Source organism: Kitasatospora sp. NPDC001119 (genome assembly GCF_053598475.1).
On record NZ_JBSFKI010000011.1, the window covers coordinates 196056 to 214786 of the forward strand.

The window sequence follows — 18731 nt, forward strand, 5'->3', positions numbered from 1 at the left end:
GACAACGGTGGCGGCCGCTGGTTGCCTTGGGGGCATGATCAACGCCAGCAAGTCCGCGCTCTTCCGCTCCCTCCACAATCCCGCTCGGCCGCTCGCGCTCGCGAACGCCTGGGACGTGGCCAGCGCCCGCGTCATCGAGGCCGCGGGGGCGGCCGCGATCGCCACCACCAGTGCCGGGGTGGCCTGGTCGCTCGGCGCCCCGGACGGGGACCGCGTTCCCCGGGGCTCGGTGCTGGAGGCCATCGCCCGCATCGCGGCGGCAGTCGCCGTCCCGGTGACCGTAGACATCGAGGGCGGCTACGGACAGAGTCCGGCCGAGGTCGCGGAGACCGTCACGCGGGTGCTGGAGGCCGGCGTGGTGGGCGTCAACATCGAGGACGGCACCCGCCCGCCGGGCGCGCTCGCCGGCCGGATCGCGGCCGCCCGCGGTGCGGCGCGGCGGGCGGGCGTCGACCTGTTCGTCAACGCCCGCGTCGACACCTACCTGCTCGGACTGGGCGACCCCGCCACCCGGCTGCGGGAGACGATGGGACGGGCGCGCTCCTACGTGGACGCCGGCGCGGACGGGATCTTCGTCCCCGGTGTCACGGACCCCGGCGTCATCAAGGACCTGGCCGCGGGTCTGACGGTGCCCCTCAACCTCATGGCGGGGCCGGGCACCGCGCCGGTGGACGAACTGGGAGCCCTGGGCGTGGCCCGGGTCAGCCTCGGCTCGGGGGTGGCACAGGCCGCCTACGCCGCTGCCCGGCAGGCGGCCCTCGACCTGCACCGCGCCGGCGGCTACGACTCCCTCCAGCGGACCATCGACTACCCGGAGCTCAACGGCCTGTTCACCATGAGCGGCTGACCGCGCCCCGGCTGCGGCGGTCCGGTTGGAGACCCGGCGCCGGCGCACGGGCGCCGGGTCTCCGGTGGCGGTCCGCCGGGCTACTTGGCCAGGCGGGACCAGTCGGCCGGTTGGGCGGGGTCGAGTTGGCGGAGCTGGTCGAGGACCTTCGGGTCCTGGGCGTCGAGCCAGTCGGCGACCTGGCGGAAGGAGACGCAGCGGACGCCGTCGCGCTTGCAGACGCCCTTCATCACGTCCTCGATGGCCTGCATGTAGATGCCGCCGTTCCAGGACTCGAAGTGGTTCCCGATGAACAGCGGGGCGCGGCTGCCGTTGTAGACGCGTTCGAAGCCGGCGAGGTAGCTCTCGCGGGTCTCCTTCTCCCAGGTGTCGTACTTCTTGGGGTCGCCGTTGGTGGTGTTCCCGGACTGGTTCGCCAGGAAGTTGAAGTCCATCGAGAGGCTCTGGGTGGACTTGCCGGGGGTGGGGAGCAGCTGCAGCGGGAAGTTCCAGATGCCCTCCTTCTTCGTCGGCCAGACCTGGAACTCGCCCGGGGAGCTGGCGTCGTAGCGGAAGCCGGTCGCCTTCTCGGCCGGCAGCAGGTTCTTCTGGCCCTCCAGGCAGGGGGCACGGCCGCCGACCAGTTCCTTGGTGTAGTCGAAGGGGAGCGGCGGGAGGTCCTTGAAGCCGGTGTTGGTCTTCCAGTTGGTGACGAAGGAGACGGCCTGGTCGAGTTCGCTCTTCCACTCCTCGGTGCTCCACTCGCCGCCGCCCTTGGCGTTGCAGAAGTGCCCGTTGAAGTGGGTGCCGATCTCGTTGCCGTCGAGCCAGGCGAGGCGCAGCTGTTCCAGGGTGTCCTTGATGTGGGGGTCGGTGGCGTAGTCGATGGAGGCGTCGCCGGGCTTGTGCTGCGGCGGCTTGTAGAGCGTGCTCTTGGACTTGGGGAGGGTGTAGAGGCCGCTCAGGAAGAAGGTCATCTGGGCGTTGTTCTCGGCGCCGAGCTTGCGGAAGCGGGAGAACTGGCGGTCGTCGCCCTCCAGCGCCCCGTCCCAGGAGAAGACGACGAACTGCGGCGGCTTCTCCCCGGGCTTGAGCTTCTCCGGCACGGGCTGCTTGGGCTGCGGGCCGGTGTCGGAGGTGGAGCCGTCTCCGAGCACCTTGACCTGGCCGTCCCAGGTGGGGGTGGGGGCGGGCGGTGGCGGGGCGGGGGCCTCGGTGGTGGTGCTCGGGGCGGGGCTGGGCGGGGTGGTGCCGGTGGTGGCGGTGGGTCTGCTCGGTGTGCCGTCGCATCCCGTCGCCAGGGCGGAGGCCCCGAGGACCCCCATCGCCAGCAGGATGGCCGAGCCGCGAGCAGTCCGCACGGGACCCCATTTCTCTGATCTTCAATCAGGAGCTGTTCAGAAGATGATCGATGAATGTGATCATCAGAACACTTTTGATCGACCTCTGTCGAGGTCGGGAAGGTGTGGCTTTGGTGGGGGTGGGCCGGGTGAGCAACTCCCTTGTGGAGCATGGGAGATGGCGCGCCGAGCGGGCTCCGGTGGAGGCCCCCGGAGGGTGTGGGGGTGAGGGGTGGTTCATCGTCGCCGCCACCGCAACGGCCGCGGCCGCCGACGGGTTCAGCGACTGATCGGGCGTCACGCGGGTTTCGGCCAAGTTCGTGGCATGGGCATGGCGCTACGTGCCCAGCCGTTCCGGCCCCGGCTAGGGTCGCTCCAGCTCAGCGAACCTCCGGCGCCCCACGGCCCTCGTGCGGCGTCCCGTGGACCTTCCCGATTGGACTGGTGTGCCATGAACAGGACGTACTACCGCCCGCTGGACCGTCCCTCGACCACGAGCGTCCGCAGCCGGCTCGCCGCCGCGGCGGGGGCCGCCGCGGTGGCCGCCTGCGTGCTCACCGGCGTCGCGGTCGCCGCCGCCGGTGCCGCGACCGCCGCGCCCGCCTCGGTCCCCAAGCCCGCCGTCACCGTCTACGGCGTGGCCGGCGCCACCCAGCCCGCCGCGCCCCGCTAGACCCGACCCTTCGACGCGCCCGGGTGGCGGTTCGTCCGAACCGCCACCCGGGCGTCGCCGTTCCCGCCGGAGGGCCCCGGACGGGCTTCGCGGCATTGACAGGGGACATCCTCGGGCTGAATGCTAAGCAAGCGCTTAGTCAATGAGGATCCACCCCGAGGAGCCGCCCGATGGCCGAGACCCCCGTCGACCCGCCCGGACTGGACCTGGTCCGTCTCCGGTCCCGGCTGGAGCGCGAGCTGCCCGGCCTCCTCCAGGGGCCGCTGCGGGCCGACCTCGTCGAAGGGGGCCGCTCGAACCTGACGTACGTCCTGGGCGACGGCGCCTCCCGCTGGGTCCTGCGGCGCCCGCCGCTCGGGCACGTCCTCGCCACCGCCCACGACATGGGCCGCGAGTACCGGGTGATGACGGCGCTGCGCGACACCGGGGTGCCCGTGCCCCGGACGCTCCTGCTCGACCCGGACGACGAGACCCTCGGCGCCCCCTGGTACCTGATGGAGTACGTCCCCGGCACCGCCCACCGGGACGTCGCCCCGCTCGCCGCCCTCGGCGAGCGGCGGGTGCACGCGCTCGGGCAGCGGCTGGTCGACACCCTCGCCACCCTGCACCGGATCGACCCGGCCGCCGTCGGCCTCGCCGACTTCGGCCGGCCCGAGGGCTACCTTGAGCGCCAGCTGCGCCGCTGGTCCAAGCAGCTGGCCGCCTCCCGCAGCCGCGACCTGCCCGAGCTCGACCGCCTGCACGCCAGGCTCGCCGAGCGCCTGCCGGCCTCGCCCGCGCCCGCGCTCGTGCACGGCGACTACCGCCTCGACAACGTCCTGGTCGACGACGCCGACACCATCACGGCCGTCCTGGACTGGGAGATGTCCACCCTCGGCGACCCGCTCACCGACATCGGCCTGCTGGTGATGTACACCGAACTCGCGGGCGTCGGCGGCGGCATCATCCCCTCCGCCATGACCGCCCCAGGCTTCCCGAAGGCCGATGAGATCGTCTCCCGCTACGCCGACGCGACCGGCCGCCGGGCCGAGGACCTCGACTGGTACGTCGCCTTCGCCTCGTTCAAGCTCGCCGCCGTCGCCGAGGGCATCCACTACCGCTTCCGGCAGGGCCGCACCCTGGGCGCCGGCTTCGAGCGCGCCGGCGAGATGGCCCCGATCCTCGCCCGGCACGGCCTGAGCACCCTCAAGGAGAGCTGAGAACCGATGGACTTCGCCTACGACGCCCGGACGGAAGAACTCCGCGAGCAGCTGCTCGCGTTCATGGACGAGCACGTGTACCCCGCCGAGCCCGTCCTCGCCGCCCAGCTCGCCGACCCGGCCCGCGACCGCTGGGCCGTCCCCCCGGTCATCGCCGACCTCCAGGCCGCGGCCCGCAAGCAGAAACTCTGGAACCTCTTCCTGCCTGGTGAGCTCGGGGCCGGCCTCACCAACCTCCAGTACGCCCCGCTCGCCGAAATCACCGGCCGCAGCATCCAGTTGGCCCCGCCCGCGCTCAACTGCGCGGCGCCCGACACCGGCAACATGGAGCTGCTCGCCCAGTTCGGCAGCGCCGAGCAGCGCGAGCGCTGGCTGCGCCCCCTCCTCGACGGCCGGATCCGCTCGGCCTTCGCGATGACCGAGCCCGAGGTCGCGTCCTCGGACGCCACCAACATCGCCACCCGGATCGAGCGGGACGGCGACGCGTACGTGGTCAACGGCCGCAAGTGGTACATCACCGGGGCGATGAACCCCGACTGCCGGATCCTCATCGTGATGGGCAAGACCGATCCGGCCGCCGAGCCGCACCGCCGGCAGAGCATGCTGCTCGTCCCGCGCGACACCCCGGGCGTGACCGTCCGGCGCGGCATGACGGTGTTCGGGTACGACGACGCCGACCACGGCGGCCACGCCGAGGTGCTGTTCGAGGACGTCCGCGTCCCGGTGGGGAACCTGATCGGCGAGGAGGGTACGGGCTTCGCCATCGCCCAGGCCCGGCTCGGCCCCGGCCGGATCCACCACTGCATGCGGGCCGTCGGCATCGCCGAGCGGGCGCTGGAGCTGATGTGCCGTCGGGCCAACGAGCGGGTGGCCTTCGGGAAGCCGCTGGCCGAGCAGGGCGTGGTGCAGGACTGGATCGCCGAGTCCCGGGTGCGGATCGAGCAGCTGCGGCTGCTGGTGCTGAAGACCGCCTGGCTGATGGACACCGTCGGCAACCGGGGGGCGCACACCGAGATCCAGGCGATCAAGATCGCCACCCCGCGCACCGTCGAGTGGATCCTGGACAAGGCCGTCCAGGCGCACGGCGCGGCGGGCGTCAGCCAGGACACCCCGCTCGCCCAGCTCTGGGCCGGCAACCGCACCCTGCGGCTGGCCGACGGCCCGGACGAGGTGCACAAGCGCTCGCTGGCCCGGAGGGAACTGCGGCAGTACCGGCGCTGACCCGTAGGGGTGTGACACCCGGGTATTCCGGGGCCGGTTGGCCCCCAGGTATGACGGCGGCGGCCCGTTCCCGACCGTAGTGTCCTGCGTGTTCGATCGATCGGAACACGGAGGGACACCATGGGAATTCCGGGACGGGCGGTGGCGGCGGCGGTGCTGGCGGCGGCAGCGGCGGTGGGCACGATCGGCACGGCCGCGGGGGCGGTCCTGCCGCCGCCGGGGGAGACGGGCCCTGGGCGGCAGGCCCGGGCCTGGCTGCCGGAGCCCAGCGGGCCGTACCCGATCGGGACCACCGCCGTGCACCTCACCGACACCGCACGGGAGGACCCCTGGCACCCCGGGCAGCGGCGCGAGCTGATGATCAGCCTCTGGTACCCGACCTCCCGGCCGGCCGCCGGCGACGACCGGGCCCCGTACATGGAGCCCGCCGCCGGGCGGCACTTCGACGGCCCGGACGGCGTCGGCCTGCTCAACTACGGCACCACGCCCGGCCGCACCGACTGGTCGGCCATCCGCACCCACGCCCGCCGGGACGCCCCGGCGCTGCCCGGCGGCCCGCGCCCGGTGGTGCTCTACTCGCCCGGGCTCGGCGACCCGCGCACCTGGGGGACGGCGCTGGTCGAGGACCTCGCCTCGCGCGGCTACCTGGTGGTCACCGTCGACCACACCTACGAGGCCTCCGAAGTCGCTTTCCCCGGCGGCGACCTGGCCCCCTCGGTGCTCCCCGGCATGCTCGGGCAGCCCGACCTGGACGTCGGCGCGGTGCTGCGCAAGGCGATGGACACCCGGGTGACCGACACCCGCTTCGTGCTGGACCAGCTCGCCGCGCTCGGTGAGCGGCCGGGCCTGCCCGCCGGGGTCGCCGGGGCCCTCGACCTCGGCCGGATCGGCATGGTCGGCCAGTCGGCGGGCGGCTTCACCGCGCTCCAGACCATGCACGACGACCCGCGGATCGCGGCCGGGATCAACATGGACGGCCAGCTGCACTTCCCCAGCCCCGACGGCCACACCGGCGTCTTCCTGCCCAGCGTCGCCGAGGACGGCCTCGACCGGCCGTTCCTGCTGATGGGCACCGGCAGCGAGGACTCCGGCGGCTACCGCGACCAGCCCGGCTGGAACGCCCTGTGGCGGCACAGCACCGGCTGGCACGCCGACGTCACCCTCACCGGCTCCCGGCACGGCTCGTACACCGACGCCCAGCCGCTGCTCCCGCAGCTCGCCCGGCAGGGCGTGCTCGGCGCCGACCAGCTGCGCAAGGACGTCGGCGACATCCGCCCCGGCCGGGCCGAACTCGCCACCCGCAGCTACGTCGCGTCCTTCTTCGACCGCTGGCTGCGCGGCCAGGACGACCACCTGCTGGACGGGCCCTCGGCGCGCTTCCCGGAGATGGCGTACGAGCGGTAGCCGGGCCCGGCGTGCCGGGGGCACCGGACGGGGTCAGCGGATCCCGGAGCCCGGGTTGGCCCCGTCCCACCGCCGCCGGGAGTCGACGATCGCGTCGTGGTGGTCGTACGACCAGTCCGTCATCGCCCGCACCAGGTGGGTCAGGCTGTGGCCGAGCGGCGTCAGCTCGTACTCCACCTGCGGCGGGACGGTCGGGTGGACGGTCCGCGAGACCATGCCGTCCCGTTCCAGCCGGCGCACGGTCAGGGTGAGCATCCGCTGCGAGATGCCCGGCAGCGCGCGCTGCAGCTCGCGGAACCGCCGTACGCCCTGGGCGAGTTCGACGACGGTGAGGACGGACCACTTGTCGCCCAGGCGGTCCAGCAGGTCGCGGATCCCGCAGTCCACGCCGTCCTCGCACCAGACCACCGGGCGGGGGGTGGTTACCGCGGTGTGCCCTGCTGACATGGAAGTGCCTCCTTACGCCGGACGCCCAGGCTACCGAGGATGGTCGCGAAGCCGACGAACGATCATCTGCTCGACCGACCATCCCTGGAGGAACCCCATGCTGCTCGTCACCGGAGTCAACGGAGGCCTGGGCGCGCTCGTACTGGAGCGGCTCGCCGGGCGGGAGGGCGTCGTCGCGGGCTCGCGCACACCGCAGCGGGTGCCGGAGGGCGTCCCGGCCCGGCTGGTGGACTTCGACCGGCCGCGGACACTGGCGGAGGCCTTCACCGGGGTGCGGACCCTGCTGCTGATCTCGGCCGGCGCCGCCGAGGACGACGTGGTGATCGCCCGGCACGGCGCCGCGATCGGGGCGGCGGAGCGGGCGGGCGTCGATCACGTGGTCTACACCAGCCTCTCCGGCGACGGCGACCACCTGCCCTACGCCCTCGCCCACCGCTGGACCGAGCGGCGGCTGCGCGAGTCCGCCACGCTGCGCTGGACGGTGCTGCGCAACGGCCTGTACGCCGAGTTCCTGGGCGCGATCGCCGCCCCCGGCCCGGACGGGGTGATCAGCGCCCCGCTCGGCGACGGGCGGCTCGCGGCGGTGGCCCGGGCGGACCTGGCCGAGGCGGCGGTGAACGTCGCCCTGGCGCCCGACGGGCACGCGGGCCGGACGTACGAGCTGGTGGGGGAGCGGGCGGTGGGCGGCGCGGAGGTGGCCGAGGCGCTCGGCGCCGCGTACCGGCCGGGACGGCTGACGGAGGCCCGGGCGGCGGTGGCGGCCTCGGACGCCCGGGACTTCCAGGTGCCGATGGTGGTGGGCACCTACTCGGCGATCGCCCACGGCTTCCTCGCCGGCCCGGGCGGGCCGGGCGACCTCGCGGCCCTGCTCGGCCGCGCGCCCCGCCCGGCCCTGGAGGTCATCGCCGAGGGGCGGTGACCTCCGGGTCACATGCCGCCTCCCAGGGTGACCCCGCCGTCCACGACCAGGGTCTGGCCGGTGATCCAGCCGGCGTCGGGGGAGAGCAGGAAGGCGACGGCGCCGGCGATGTCCTCGGGGACGCCGAGGCGGCCGAGCGGGTAGGCCTTGGCGACCTTCTCCTCGCGGCCCTCGTACAGGGCCTCGGCGAACCTGGTCTTGACCACGGCGGGGGCGACGGCGTTGACCCGGATGCCCTGGGGGCCCAGCTCGGCGGCGAGTTCGGTGGTGAGCCGGATCAGCGCGGCCTTGCTGACGCCGTACATGCCGATCCCGAGCGAGGAGCGGATGCCCGCGATGGAGGCGACGTTGACGACCGAGCCGCCGTGCTCGCCCAGCCACGCGGCGTGCGCGCGGCGGGTCCAGGCCAGCGGGGCCAGCACGTTGACGGCGAGGATCTTGGCGGCGGCGGCCTCGTCGGTGTCGAGGACCGGCCCGTAGACCGGGTTGATGCCGGTGTTGTTGACCAGGTGGTCCAGCCGGCCGAAGGCCTCCAGGGTACGGGCGACCGTCTCCTCCTGGTGCGCCGGGTCGTCGGCCTTGCCCGCGACGGCGATCGCGTTCTCCGGGCCGCCCAGGTCGCGGACGGCCTCGGCCAGCGGCTCCGGGTTGCGGGCGGTGAGGCAGACCCTGGCCCCGCGGTCGACCAGCTCGCGGGCGATGCCGAGGCCGATGCCCCGGCTCGATCCGGTGACGACGGCCACCCGGCCCTTGAAGGAGTGCACCACGGAGCGTCCTGCCTTTCGTGCGGGGGATCCCTGCTGTCAGCTGACTAAGCGCTTGCTCAGCATGCTGTCGGTGCGGGAGGCTGTCAACAGTCCGCCGACCGCTTGCCCGTCGCACGCCGGCCCGGGCCGGGGGTCGGGCCGAGGGGTGGCCGGCGCGAAAGCCTGTACGAGTTTCTCTGGGAGGATGACGCCATGACCAGCACCCCGCTCGCCGACCTCTGGCCGACCCTGCCCGGCGCCGACGCCCGCCCCGAAGCGGCGTACCGGCTGCTCCAGGCCGCCGTCGAGTCGTTCGCGGAGCGCGGCTTCCACGCCACCACCACCCGGGACATCGCCACGGCGGCGGGGATGAGTCCGGCCGCGCTGTACATCCACTACCAGTCGAAGGCCGCGCTGCTGGCCGAGATCAGCCGGGCCGGGCACGCCGCCACGCTGACCCTGGTCCGGGGCGCGGTGGCCGGCGGGGGCGGACCGGCCGAGCGGATGCGGGGGCTGGTCGAGCAGTTCACCGCCTGGCACGCCCGGGCCCGGACGGTCGGCCGGGTGGTCAACTACGAGCTGCACGCGCTGCCCGAGGACGCCTACGCGGTGGTCGCGGCGCTGCGGCTGGACATCGAGCGCGAGGTCAGCGCGCTGATCGAGGCGGGCGTGGCGGCGGGGGAGTTCCAGGTGGCGGAGGTGCGGACGGCGGCCCGCGCGGTCACCTCGCTGGGCATCGACGTCTCCCGCTGGTACACCGACAACTCCTCCGAGACGCCGGAGGAGCTCGGGCGCCGCTACGCGGAGCTGGTCCTGCGGATGCTCGGCGCCCGGGTCTGAGCCGGCGCCCCGTGCCGCCCGTGCCGCCCGGACCGCTCCGGGTCCCTTGACCTGCTGCGACGAGGCGAGCAGACTCGTATACGCAGTACGTGTCCCTCGTACGTGTGCCTCGTAGACGTACGGCGCCGACGATGTTCGGTGCCACCCGGCCCCGAGAGACGGCCCCCCGCGCGGCCCCGCGCCGCGCCCCCAGCAGCACCCTCCCGCGGCGGCCACGCCCCCGACCGGCGGCGCCGACGGGAGCAGACCCCGACCCGGGCCGGTCCGGCCGGCCGTGTCGCGGGCCCGTGCGGCCCGGCGGCACCGGGACGGCGCGCGTGGCGCGCCGGGCGCGGCCCGGGTGGAGGGAGAGGGGAGGCGCGGCAATGCCTTCCCAACAAGCCCCCGCCCATCGACGACCGAGCCCGGTGCGCCCGCGATTCTGGCTGGAGACGGCCCTCGGCGCGCTGTCCGGGCTCCTGTTCCTGCTCACCCTGGTGTGGCCGCAGTGGATCGAGACGCTGCTCGGCCTCGACCCGGACGCCGGCAGCGGCGCCGCGGAGTGGCTGGTGGTCGCGCTCGCGGCCGCCGTCACCGCCGGGTGCGCGCTCGGCGCGCGGACCGAGTGGCGCCGGGCGCACCCGGCCCCGGTCCGTGCCGCGCGGTGAGCGGATCGGAGGACCGTCATGACCGACACCGCACCAGCCGCCGCACCCCGGCTGACCGACCTCGTCCGGAGTGCGCCGCTGAGCTTCCTCGGCACCGTCACCAGGGTCGGCGGCACCTCGCTCGCCGCCCTGCCGGCCGAGGCCAGGAACGAACGGACCGCCGTGGTCCGGGTGGACCAGGTGCTGCACGCACCCGCGGCCTTCCGGCAGCTCGGCGGCAGCGAGGTCACCGTCCAACTGGCCACCGACGCCGAGCTGTTGAAGGTCGGCGACACGGCGGCCTTCTTCACCAGGGGGATGGTCTACGGGGAGGGCCTGGGCGTGGCCGAGGTCGGCCGGCTGCCGGCCGACGCCGTCCGGCAGCACGTCTCGCTGGCCGCCACCACGGCCGACGAACTCCCCTTCTCCTCGGTGCAGCGGGAGATCCGCGACCAGGACCTGGCCGCGCACGCCGCCGAGGCGGACGCCGTCGTGGTCGCCACCGTGGTCGGCCTGGAGGACCTCGGCCTGGCCGAGTACTCCGAGCACGACCCGCACTGGTGGCGGGCCACACTCGACGTCTCGCTCGTCGAGTCCGGCGGCGCCGCCCCCGGACCGACCACCGTGCTCTACCCGGCGAGCGGGGACATCCGCTGGCGCGCGGTGCCCAAACCGACGCCCGGGCAGCTGGGCCTGTGGCTGCTGCACGCCACCGGGGGCGAGCTCGCCGCGCGGGCGCCGTACCGGCTGCTCCACCCCGAGGACTACCAGCCGGCGCAGAGGCTCGCCGTGCTGCGGGAACGGAGGTGAGCCGACATGCCCACCATCAAGGTCGTCAACATCACCCCGAAGGCGCTGAGCGGCGACACCAACCTGGACAGTGAGCCCAACCTCGCGGTCGACCCGGAGAACCCGCTGGAGATGGTCGCGACCGCCTTCACCCCCGACCCGATGAACGGGCCGCTCGCCCCCGTCTACGTCTCGACGGACGGTGGGGACACCTGGGTGCTGAACAGCGTCGTCCCGGGCAACGGGGCGCTCGGCACCGGGGACATCAGCGTCGGCTTCGGCGGGGCGGGGGGCCGGCTCTACACCGGCATCCTCAACGGCCAGAGCGGCGACCTGCAGATCCTGCGCGCACCGGACATCACCGCGAGCACGCCGATGGCCGTGCTCGTCGACCGGAGCGGGGAGGACCAGCCCTGGGTCGTCGCCACCACCGTCGCGGCGAACGGTGGCAGCGGCGACCGGGTGTACATCGGCAGCAACGACGTCGCCCAGCCCGGCGGCACCGCCACCGTGGACGTCTCGAACGACGCCGGCACCGGGCCCGCTCCGGCCGGTTTCGCGCCCGTCAAGCTCGACCGGCACACCGGCACGCTCTTCGACGGGCCGCCGGTGCGGATCGCCGCGCACCCGGACGGCACGATCTACGTCGCCTTCCTGAGCGTGACCGCCACCGGCGCGGGGGCCCTGATCACCTTCGACGTCGTGATGACCCGTGACGACAAGGGCGGCGTCGGACCGAACCCCTTCGAGGACCTCCTCGACTCGGCCGTCGGCGACGTCGGCCAGCGCGTGGTCACCGGCCGCAAGGCCCGGTTCAACCCGCACCAGCGGTCGCTGGGCCAGGAGCGCACCGGTGCGGACCTGGCCGTCGCCGTGGACCCCACCGACTCCAACAGCGTCTGGATCGCCTACTGCGACAACCTCGGCGGAACCGCCCCCACCGACTACGTGCTGCACAGCCGTCACTCGGCGGACCGGGGCCAGACCTGGGCCGCGGCCCGCCCGGACGTGGTCAACGGCAAGAACCCGTCGCTGGCGGTCAACTCCGACGGCCTGGTCGGGCTGGTCTACCAGCAGCTGGTCCACAACCAGTGGTCGACGGTGCTGGAGCTGACCAGCGACGGCTTCGGGACGACGGAGAGCCATGTGCTGCACCAGGCCCCGGGCGACGTGCCGCCGGCCGGGACGCAGCTGCCGTACCTCGGCGACTACCTCCGGATGGTCACGGTCGGAAGGGACTTCTACGGCGTCTTCGCCGGCAACAACACCCCCGACCGGGCCAACTTCCCGGTGGGTGTGACCTACCAGCGCAACGCCAACTTCACCACCCACCAGCTGCTCAGCTCGGACGGGGTCACCCGGGTGCCGCCGTCCATCGACCCGTTCTTCTTCCACCGGGCCGCCTGAGCACCCGCGCACCCCCGCATCCCAAGGCGCCCGCCACGACCGGTCGTGGCGGGCGCCCTGCTGTCGGGCACTGTGGCTTTCGGGGCAGGGGTTCAGGCGGTGGCCAGGCAGAACCGCACCAGCCCGGCGTCCACGTCGAGGACGATCCGCTGCATCTCGGCCCACGGCGGGTGGAACTGCGTGCCCCACTCGACGGTGAAGCCGAGCACCTTCCCCTGCTCGGGGTCGACGAAGTGGCGGGCGAAGACGTAGTCGTCGCTGGTGCCGCTGGTCGGGTACAGGTGGAAGCCGCTCAGCGGCTTGTACGCCAGGCCGCGCACGCCGTGCAGGCCCTGGCAGAAGGCCTCGGCGAGCAGCACGGCGGTGTCGGCGTCGGTCTTGGGGATGTACTCCGCGTACGCGACGTCGCCGGGCAGGCCGCGCTTGCCGTCGTACTGGCTGTTGCGGAAGTTCATGGCGGGGGTGACCGACTGGTTCTCGTCGTCGCCCCAGTTGTAGAGCATGTCCTGGGAGTAGCTGTGCACGTCGACGAACCACCCGGTCCGCGGGAACTGGTCCAGCAGCCAGCGGACGTTGCGGGTCTCGGGCTCGGAGAAGGCGCTCGGGCCCTCGTAGACCTGCTGGTCGCACGGGTCGGCCGACACCTGCGGGGTGGCGGTCGGGGCGAAGGCGGTGGCGAAGTCGAAGAGGAAGTCGTAGTTGCGGTTGAGGTCGACACCGACGCAGTCGGGGTTCGTGCTGCCGCCGGCGTTGGCCGGGTTGCGGTTCTTGCGCCACATCGGGGCGGCGGTCTGGCTGAACAGTCGGCCGTCCGGGTTGACCAGCGGGAAGAACACCAGGTCCAGCCGCTGGAGCAGGTTGCGGACCTGGTCGGCGGTGAAGACGGTGCCGCCGTAGCCGAGGCCGGTGCCGTCGCGCTGGGCCTCCAGCAGGTCGGCGGCGAGGTGGACGAGGATCTCGCAGCTGCCCCATTCACGGGCGTGCACACCGCCGATCATCATCACGCAGCTCTTGGGGACCGGGGCCGGTGCACCGATCTTGAGGGCGTGGGCGGTGCGGCCCTCGATGGAGGGCTCGGGCAGGGTGAGCAGTTCGGACGTGCCGGGGTAGGCGGAGGCCAGGCTGGCCACGGCGGACTCGACCTCGGTGATGTTCAGGTACGGCATGACGACCTCCCGGGTCAGCCGGCGGGCTTGGCGGCGAGGCCGTGCGGGACGGCGTCGGCGGCGGCGAACCGGTCGCCGGTGCCGACCTCGGCCTGGGCGGCGCGGCCGGCCTCGCTGGCGTTGCCGATCCGAGTGACGGTGACGCCCTCGCGTTCGAGGGCGGCGATCCGGTCCTCCGGGGCGTAGACGTCGATGCCGACGCTGCCGTCCGGTTCGACGTGCGGGCGGCCACCGGTGTCGGGGCGGGCCTCGCGCAGCAGGGCGCGCAGGACCTCCGGGTCCCTGGCGGTGACGCGGAGTCGCAGGATGTCGGGTCGGGGCGGTCGGGTGGGAACGGCGGACATGGCGACCTCTTCTCGGGCGCCGGGGGAGCGCGGCCCACGGCCGGCTCAGCGGTGCCGGATTCGAGCGGATATGTCCGACGTGTACCTCGTATCCTCAGGATGCGTCGCCGCCGTAGAAGCCGTCAAGGGGCGGCTCGGGCATCCCGTCGAGCAGGCTGTCCAGGCCGCTCAGCATCTCGGCCTCGTCGTCGAAGTCGGAGAACCGGGGCACCAGGGCGCGCAGCCTGGGGTAGTCGGCGGCGGGCAGCCGGTGCAGGCCGAGCCGCAGGGCCGGGTCCGGCTCGTTCGGGTTGTCGACCACCTGGCGCTTGTCCACCAGCAGGCAGCCGAGGTTCCAGGCGACGAAGGTGCGGTAGACGGTCAGCGCGCCGGCGTCGTCGAAGCCGGCCCGGCCGAGCACGGCCAGGATGTGCTCGGTGAGCTCCAGCACCGAGGCCGGGCGGCGGGCCACCGGGACGGCCAGCGGGCGGGTCGCGACCAGCGGCAGGATCTCGGGGTGGGCGTGCGCGGTGGCGGCGAACGCCCGGGCGATCCGGCGCAGTTCGGCGCGCCAGCCGTCCTCGTGCGGGCCGCGGGCGGCGCCGGCCCGCAGCCGGGCGTTGATCTCGTCGAAGTAGGCCTCGACCAGGCCGTCGATCAGTGCCTCCTTGCCCGGGGTATAGCGGTACAGGGCCATCGACTCCACGCCGAGATCGGCGGCCAGCCTGCGCATGGTCAGCGCGGCCAGGCCCTCGCGGTCGACCAGGGCCACGGCGGCGCCCAGTACCAGCGGGCGGCTCAGCCGGCCCCGCCTCTCGGGGGCGTCCTGCTCGGCCATCTCCGCACTCCTCCGGGTCGGTGGCGGCGTCGTCGGGCGGTCGGCTCGGCTTGGGCGCGGGGCCCGCTGCCGGGCTGGGTCTTCGGCGGATGTCACTCAGCGGATACAGAACCAGGATACAAGGGAGGAATAGGACGTAAACGGGCACGCGGCCGCGCGGCGGCGGTGCTGCCGATCCCGCTGGTCAGATGACCGGGCGGGGGGTGGTGGGGGCGGCGACCGGGGTGTGGCGGAGACGGTCATGGGTCGATGGTGACGGCCCGGGGCGGGGGTGGCAAACGGCTTTCCGCGGGCCCGGGATAGCGTGGGGCGATCCCGTGATCACCGTCCCGAGGAGAGCCGATGAACAGTCAGAACGATCCCGTGCGCGTGCTGTTGGCGGAGGCCTGGACCTCCTGGGCGGAGCGGGGCGCGGCCCTGGCCGCCGAGGACTGGGACCGGCCCACCCGGCTGCCCGAGTGGACCGTACGGGAGCTGTTCGCGCACGTGGCACCGGTGCCGGAGATGTTCACCGGGCTGCGCGCGGCCGTCCTGGACACGCTGGCCGAGGTGGCCGACGGGGCCGGCATCCTGCGGGCCTACAACCGGCCGGGCGGCATCGCCCACACCGCCGCCGGGCAGGTCGCCGAGGCGGCGAAGCGGACCGCCGAGGTGGCCGAACCCGCCGTGCTGATCGCCCGGTTCGGCGTCGAGGGCCCGGCGGCGCTGGCCGGCCTCGCGGACCTGCCGCCGGGGGCCACGGTGGCGCACCCGCTGCTCGGCAGCGTGACGGTCGGCGCGCTCGGCGAGGTGGCGCTGATGGAGGCGACCGTCCACCTGCTCGACCTGATCGCGGCCGTCGGCGGCCCGCCGCCCGCCGAGGGGGCGCTGCACTTCACCCGTGCCCTGCTGGCGGAGGTGGCCGACCCGGTGGCCTTCATCGAGGCGGCGACCGGCCGTAGCGCCGAGGCGGTGCTCCCGGTGCTGCGGTAGGGCTTCCGTCGGGTGGGGTGAGGCGTATGCGTCTCATGTCATGAGCCTTTCAAAGGTGCGGGTTTGCTGTCACGCTGCTGCTCCCGGCCCGCTCCCCACGAGAGGCTCCGATGAGAAGACTCCTGCCTGCCCTGACCGGCGCCGCCCTGTTCGCGGCGACCGGCCTCGCGGCGCTCGCCACCCCCAATGTGGCGAGCGCCGCGGACTGCACACCCGCCCAGGTGGTGGCCAACGGCGGTTTCGAGTCCGGTGGTTCGTCCTGGTCGGCGCCGAGCGGCGCGATCACCGCCGACACCGGCCAGAGCGCCCACTCCGGCAGCTCCTACGCCTGGCTCGACGGCTACGGCTCCAGCCACACCGACACGCTCTCGCAGTCCGTCACCCTCCCCGCCGGGTGCGGCACCGCGACGCTCGGGTTCTGGCTGCACGTCGACACCGCCGAGACGACCGGCAGCACCGCGTACGACAAGCTGACCGTCAAACTCGGCTCCACCACCCTGGCCACCTACTCCAACCTGGACGCGAAGGCCGGGTACGTGCACAAGACGCTCGACGTCTCCGCCTTCGCCGGCCAGTCCGTGACGCTCGCCTTCACCGGCGTCGAGGACGCCAGCCTGCAGACCAGCTTCGTGCTGGACGACGTCACCCTGGACGTCTCCGGCGGCGGCACGTCGCCCCAGCCCGGCGACCCGACCCGCACCCCGGTCGCGCCGACGTACACCGTCGGCCTCACCAGCGACTCCTCCGGCGGCAGTTGGACCGGGCACGAGAGCGTGACCTTCACCAACGCCTCGCCCGACCCGCTGAACGAGGTGTACCTGCGGCTGTGGGACAACGCCCACGGCAGCTGCCCCAGCACCCCGATCACGGTGACCAACGTGACCGGCGGCACGCCCTCACCGCTCACGGTGAACTGCACCGCGCTCAAGATCACCCTGCCGGCCCCGCTCGCCCAGGGCCAGAGCGGCACCGTCGCCTTCGACCTCGGCATCACCGTGCCGAGCGGCGCGGACCGCTTCGGCCACGACGGCGCGTACAACTTCCTCGGCAACGCCCTGCCCGTCCTGGCGATACGGGACGCGGTCGGCTGGCACCTCGACCCGTACACCAACAACGGCGAGTCCTTCTACTCGGTGGCCGCGGACTTCGCCGTCACCCTGGACCACCCGAGCGGTCTGCTGGTGCCCGCGACCGGCACCTCGGTGGACACCCCCGGCACGGCCGGGCGGACCGTCACCAAGGCGACCGCGAGCAAGGTGCGCGACTTCGCCTGGGGCGCCGGGCCGTTCACGAAGATCTCCGGCACCTCCGCCGCCGGGGTGAAGGTCAACGTCTACTCGGTGGCGGGGATCAGCGCGGCCGACTCCCAGTCGATGCTCTCCACCGCGACCTCGGCGGTCGACGCCCACGCCCAGCGCTTCGGCGCCTACCCGTACGGCGAGTTGGACGCGGTGCTCGACAACAACTTCTGGTTCGGCGGCATGGAGTACCCGGGCTTCGTCCTCGACCTGGTCAGCACCACGGCGCTCACCCATGAGATCGGCCACCAGTGGTGGTACGGCATCGTCGGCGACGACGAGTACAACGGCCCCTGGCTGGACGAGGCCTTCACCGACTACGCCACCGACCTCGCCCTCGGCAAGACTGGCAACGGCTGCTGGAACAGCGTCTCCTGGGCGTCCTCGGCGGAGCGGATCACCAACTCGATGGCGTACTGGGACGCCAACTCCTCGCGCTACTCGACGGTCGTCTACGGCTACGGCAAGTGCGCCCTGCACGACCTGCGCCGGACGATCGGCGACAGCGCGATGACCACGCTGCTGCGGAACTACGCGCAGGCGCACTGGTACGGCGTCTCCACCACCGCGGAGTTCAAGGCCGCGGCCCAGGCCGCCACCACGGTGGACCTGAGCTCCTTCTGGAGCCAGCACCGCATCGACGGCTGAGCCCGGACATCCGTACATCCCGGACGTCGCCCCCGGTCCAGGCCGGGGGCGACGTTCTTGCGCGGGGTCAGCCCAGGGCGAGGGCGCGGAGGCGGTCGGCCGCGCCGTTGAAGTAGTTCTGGTCACCGGGGAAGGTGCCGGAGTCGGCGAACTGCCAGAAGGTCTGGTAGCCCCAGCCGTTCGGCAGGGTGCCGACGGAGGAGGCGTAGCGGGCTATCCAGAGCGGATTGGTGGTGCCGAAGCCGCCGTTGTCGCCGGTGCACTGGCTCCACCAGTTGGTGGTGGTGTAGATGGTGGGGTAGCGGCCGGTGCGGGAGTGCACGGTGTTGCTGAAGTCGCGGATCCAGCTGACCATGGCGCTCTGGCTGAGGCCGTAGCAGGTGGCGCCGTAGGGGTTGTACTCGATGTCCAGTGCGGGCGGCAGGGTCTTGCCGTCGGCGGACCAGCCGCCGCCGTGGCTGACGAAGTAGTTGGCCTGGGTGGCGCCGGAGGAGGCGTTCGGCAGCGCGAAGTGGTAGGCGCCGCGGACCAGGCCGGCGTTGTACGAGCCGTTGTACTGCTGGGCGAAGGACGGGTTGGTGTAGCCGGTGCCCTCGGTCGCCTTGACGTAGGCGAACTTGGCGCCGTTGGCCGCCACCGAGGACCAGTTGACGTTGCCCTGGTAGCCGGAGACGTCCAGGCCCGGGGTCTGGGTGGCGGCGAGGGAGGCGAACGGGGCGGCGGTGCTTCGCCCCTCGCGGGCGGCGACGGTGGAGCCGGCGAAGTCCTGCTCGGGGTGGAAGCCGGGACGGCCCTCGGCGAGGGGGGCGACCGGGGCGGGGTCGGCCGCGTACGCGGGGGCGGCGGCGCCGGCGACCAGGGCGGTCGCGGCGGCGAGGGCGGCCAGTGCGGGCAGTCGGCGGCGGGCCGGTCTGGCGGCTGCTGCGGTGGCTGTGGTGCGGGCGGAGCGGGAAGAGCGGGGCATGAGCACTCCTCTGGTCCGAGCGTGGGGAAGGTCGAAATGACCCGGTTCGGCCGGGGTCTGACCGGCCGTACCGCAGAGTAGCCAT

At 73.5% G+C, this 18731-nt stretch carries 19 protein-coding genes; 12 read left to right on the top strand and 7 right to left on the bottom strand.

Features of this window, described 5'->3' with window-relative positions; genetic code table 11:
- The first annotated feature begins 34 nt into the window (after positions 1–34).
- Entirely contained in the window at positions 35–847 is an 813-nt protein-coding gene (locus ACWDD9_RS16425; RefSeq protein ID WP_449811893.1) for an isocitrate lyase/PEP mutase family protein, read from the top strand.
- Positions 848–927: 80 nt separating this feature from the next.
- Here the strand turns inward: ACWDD9_RS16425 and ACWDD9_RS16430 are convergent, their stop codons facing one another.
- Positions 928–2151, bottom strand: a complete 1224-nt coding sequence (locus tag ACWDD9_RS16430) for a polysaccharide deacetylase family protein (RefSeq protein WP_416874138.1) — start codon at positions 2149–2151, stop codon at positions 928–930.
- 466 nt (positions 2152–2617) lie between these two features.
- On the opposite strand from ACWDD9_RS16430, the gene ACWDD9_RS16435 reads away from it, so the two are divergent.
- The 4 genes from ACWDD9_RS16435 to ACWDD9_RS16450 all read left to right on the top strand — a co-directional run bounded on the left by ACWDD9_RS16435 (position 2618) and on the right by ACWDD9_RS16450 (position 6663).
- A complete protein-coding gene (locus ACWDD9_RS16435) occupies positions 2618–2839 on the top strand; it encodes a hypothetical protein (RefSeq protein WP_387824120.1) in 222 nt (73 codons plus the stop codon).
- Between the two features lie 170 nt (positions 2840–3009).
- The gene (locus tag ACWDD9_RS16440; RefSeq protein ID WP_449811894.1) at positions 3010–4038 is read left to right on the top strand and encodes a phosphotransferase family protein; all 1029 of its coding nucleotides are present in this window, start codon (positions 3010–3012) and stop codon (positions 4036–4038) included.
- A gap of 6 nt (positions 4039–4044) precedes the next feature.
- A complete protein-coding gene (locus ACWDD9_RS16445) occupies positions 4045–5259 on the top strand; it encodes an acyl-CoA dehydrogenase family protein (RefSeq protein ID WP_449811895.1) in 1215 nt (404 codons plus the stop codon).
- A 120-nt stretch (positions 5260–5379) separates the two neighbouring features.
- Entirely contained in the window at positions 5380–6663 is a 1284-nt protein-coding gene (locus ACWDD9_RS16450; RefSeq protein ID WP_449811896.1) for an alpha/beta hydrolase family protein, read from the top strand.
- Between the two features lie 33 nt (positions 6664–6696).
- Here the strand turns inward: ACWDD9_RS16450 and ACWDD9_RS16455 are convergent, their stop codons facing one another.
- On the bottom strand, positions 6697–7110 hold the full coding sequence (locus tag ACWDD9_RS16455; RefSeq protein ID WP_074003676.1) for a winged helix-turn-helix transcriptional regulator: 414 nt from the start codon (positions 7108–7110) through the stop codon (positions 6697–6699).
- Between the two features lie 97 nt (positions 7111–7207).
- Here ACWDD9_RS16455 and ACWDD9_RS16460 point away from each other — a divergent pair, with 97 nt between their 5' ends.
- Positions 7208–8029, top strand: a complete 822-nt coding sequence (locus tag ACWDD9_RS16460; protein WP_449811897.1) for an NAD(P)H-binding protein — start codon at positions 7208–7210, stop codon at positions 8027–8029.
- Between the two features lie 8 nt (positions 8030–8037).
- Here ACWDD9_RS16460 and ACWDD9_RS16465 read toward each other — a convergent pair whose 3' ends face one another.
- Positions 8038–8796, bottom strand: a complete 759-nt coding sequence (locus tag ACWDD9_RS16465) for an SDR family oxidoreductase (RefSeq protein WP_049660627.1) — start codon at positions 8794–8796, stop codon at positions 8038–8040.
- Between the two features lie 192 nt (positions 8797–8988).
- Between ACWDD9_RS16465 and ACWDD9_RS16470 the strand changes: the two genes are divergently transcribed.
- The 4 genes from ACWDD9_RS16470 (at position 8989) to ACWDD9_RS16485 (ending at position 12437) form a co-directional block, all read left to right on the top strand.
- Entirely contained in the window at positions 8989–9615 is a 627-nt protein-coding gene (locus tag ACWDD9_RS16470) for a TetR/AcrR family transcriptional regulator (protein ID WP_449811898.1), read from the top strand.
- Between the two features lie 365 nt (positions 9616–9980).
- Positions 9981–10262, top strand: coding sequence for a hypothetical protein (locus ACWDD9_RS16475; RefSeq protein WP_049658726.1), 282 nt, complete (start codon positions 9981–9983; stop codon positions 10260–10262).
- An 18-nt stretch (positions 10263–10280) separates the two neighbouring features.
- Positions 10281–11051, top strand: a complete 771-nt coding sequence (locus ACWDD9_RS16480) for a hypothetical protein (protein ID WP_074003672.1) — start codon at positions 10281–10283, stop codon at positions 11049–11051.
- Between the two features lie 6 nt (positions 11052–11057).
- The gene (locus ACWDD9_RS16485; protein WP_449811899.1) at positions 11058–12437 is read left to right on the top strand and encodes a hypothetical protein; all 1380 of its coding nucleotides are present in this window, start codon (positions 11058–11060) and stop codon (positions 12435–12437) included.
- A 92-nt stretch (positions 12438–12529) separates the two neighbouring features.
- On the opposite strand, the gene ACWDD9_RS16490 is transcribed toward ACWDD9_RS16485, so the two are convergent.
- From ACWDD9_RS16490 to ACWDD9_RS16500, 3 genes are all read right to left on the bottom strand, one after another.
- On the bottom strand, positions 12530–13603 hold the full coding sequence (locus ACWDD9_RS16490) for a M14 family metallopeptidase (protein ID WP_449811900.1): 1074 nt from the start codon (positions 13601–13603) through the stop codon (positions 12530–12532).
- A gap of 14 nt (positions 13604–13617) precedes the next feature.
- Positions 13618–13947 carry a hypothetical protein gene (locus ACWDD9_RS16495; protein ID WP_049658719.1) on the bottom strand — a complete coding sequence of 110 codons (330 nt, stop codon included), beginning with the start codon at positions 13945–13947 and terminating at the stop codon, positions 13618–13620.
- 94 nt (positions 13948–14041) lie between these two features.
- A complete protein-coding gene (locus ACWDD9_RS16500; protein WP_117486606.1) occupies positions 14042–14764 on the bottom strand; it encodes a TetR/AcrR family transcriptional regulator in 723 nt (240 codons plus the stop codon).
- Between the two features lie 342 nt (positions 14765–15106).
- Here ACWDD9_RS16500 and ACWDD9_RS16505 point away from each other — a divergent pair, with 342 nt between their 5' ends.
- Both ACWDD9_RS16505 and ACWDD9_RS16510 read left to right on the top strand, forming a co-directional pair.
- Positions 15107–15736, top strand: a complete 630-nt coding sequence (locus ACWDD9_RS16505; protein WP_449811901.1) for a maleylpyruvate isomerase N-terminal domain-containing protein — start codon at positions 15107–15109, stop codon at positions 15734–15736.
- A 110-nt stretch (positions 15737–15846) separates the two neighbouring features.
- Positions 15847–17682 carry a M1 family aminopeptidase gene (locus ACWDD9_RS16510; RefSeq protein WP_449811902.1) on the top strand — a complete coding sequence of 612 codons (1836 nt, stop codon included), beginning with the start codon at positions 15847–15849 and terminating at the stop codon, positions 17680–17682.
- A 67-nt stretch (positions 17683–17749) separates the two neighbouring features.
- Here the strand turns inward: ACWDD9_RS16510 and ACWDD9_RS16515 are convergent, their stop codons facing one another.
- Complete coding sequence (locus ACWDD9_RS16515) at positions 17750–18646, bottom strand: lysozyme (protein WP_449811903.1); 897 nt, start codon at positions 18644–18646, stop codon at positions 17750–17752.
- Between the last annotated feature and the right edge of the window lie 85 nt (positions 18647–18731).

Coding starts and splice junctions, on each gene's coding strand:
- ACWDD9_RS16435 (WP_387824120.1), top strand. CDS start 2,618: ATGAACAGGACGTACTACCGCCCGCTGGACCGTCCCTCGACCACGAGC.
- ACWDD9_RS16455 (WP_074003676.1), bottom strand. CDS start 7,110: ATGTCAGCAGGGCACACCGCGGTAACCACCCCCCGCCCGGTGGTCTGG.
- ACWDD9_RS16515 (WP_449811903.1), bottom strand. CDS start 18,646: ATGCCCCGCTCTTCCCGCTCCGCCCGCACCACAGCCACCGCAGCAGCC.
- ACWDD9_RS16430 (WP_416874138.1), bottom strand. CDS start 2,151: ATGGGGGTCCTCGGGGCCTCCGCCCTGGCGACGGGATGCGACGGCACA.
- ACWDD9_RS16460 (WP_449811897.1), top strand. CDS start 7,208: ATGCTGCTCGTCACCGGAGTCAACGGAGGCCTGGGCGCGCTCGTACTG.
- ACWDD9_RS16445 (WP_449811895.1), top strand. CDS start 4,045: ATGGACTTCGCCTACGACGCCCGGACGGAAGAACTCCGCGAGCAGCTG.
- ACWDD9_RS16450 (WP_449811896.1), top strand. CDS start 5,380: ATGGGAATTCCGGGACGGGCGGTGGCGGCGGCGGTGCTGGCGGCGGCA.
- ACWDD9_RS16495 (WP_049658719.1), bottom strand. CDS start 13,947: ATGTCCGCCGTTCCCACCCGACCGCCCCGACCCGACATCCTGCGACTC.
- ACWDD9_RS16440 (WP_449811894.1), top strand. CDS start 3,010: ATGGCCGAGACCCCCGTCGACCCGCCCGGACTGGACCTGGTCCGTCTC.
- ACWDD9_RS16505 (WP_449811901.1), top strand. CDS start 15,107: ATGAACAGTCAGAACGATCCCGTGCGCGTGCTGTTGGCGGAGGCCTGG.
- ACWDD9_RS16510 (WP_449811902.1), top strand. CDS start 15,847: ATGAGAAGACTCCTGCCTGCCCTGACCGGCGCCGCCCTGTTCGCGGCG.
- ACWDD9_RS16500 (WP_117486606.1), bottom strand. CDS start 14,764: ATGGCCGAGCAGGACGCCCCCGAGAGGCGGGGCCGGCTGAGCCGCCCG.
- ACWDD9_RS16485 (WP_449811899.1), top strand. CDS start 11,058: ATGCCCACCATCAAGGTCGTCAACATCACCCCGAAGGCGCTGAGCGGC.
- ACWDD9_RS16470 (WP_449811898.1), top strand. CDS start 8,989: ATGACCAGCACCCCGCTCGCCGACCTCTGGCCGACCCTGCCCGGCGCC.
- ACWDD9_RS16480 (WP_074003672.1), top strand. CDS start 10,281: ATGACCGACACCGCACCAGCCGCCGCACCCCGGCTGACCGACCTCGTC.
- ACWDD9_RS16490 (WP_449811900.1), bottom strand. CDS start 13,603: ATGCCGTACCTGAACATCACCGAGGTCGAGTCCGCCGTGGCCAGCCTG.
- ACWDD9_RS16475 (WP_049658726.1), top strand. CDS start 9,981: ATGCCTTCCCAACAAGCCCCCGCCCATCGACGACCGAGCCCGGTGCGC.
- ACWDD9_RS16425 (WP_449811893.1), top strand. CDS start 35: ATGATCAACGCCAGCAAGTCCGCGCTCTTCCGCTCCCTCCACAATCCC.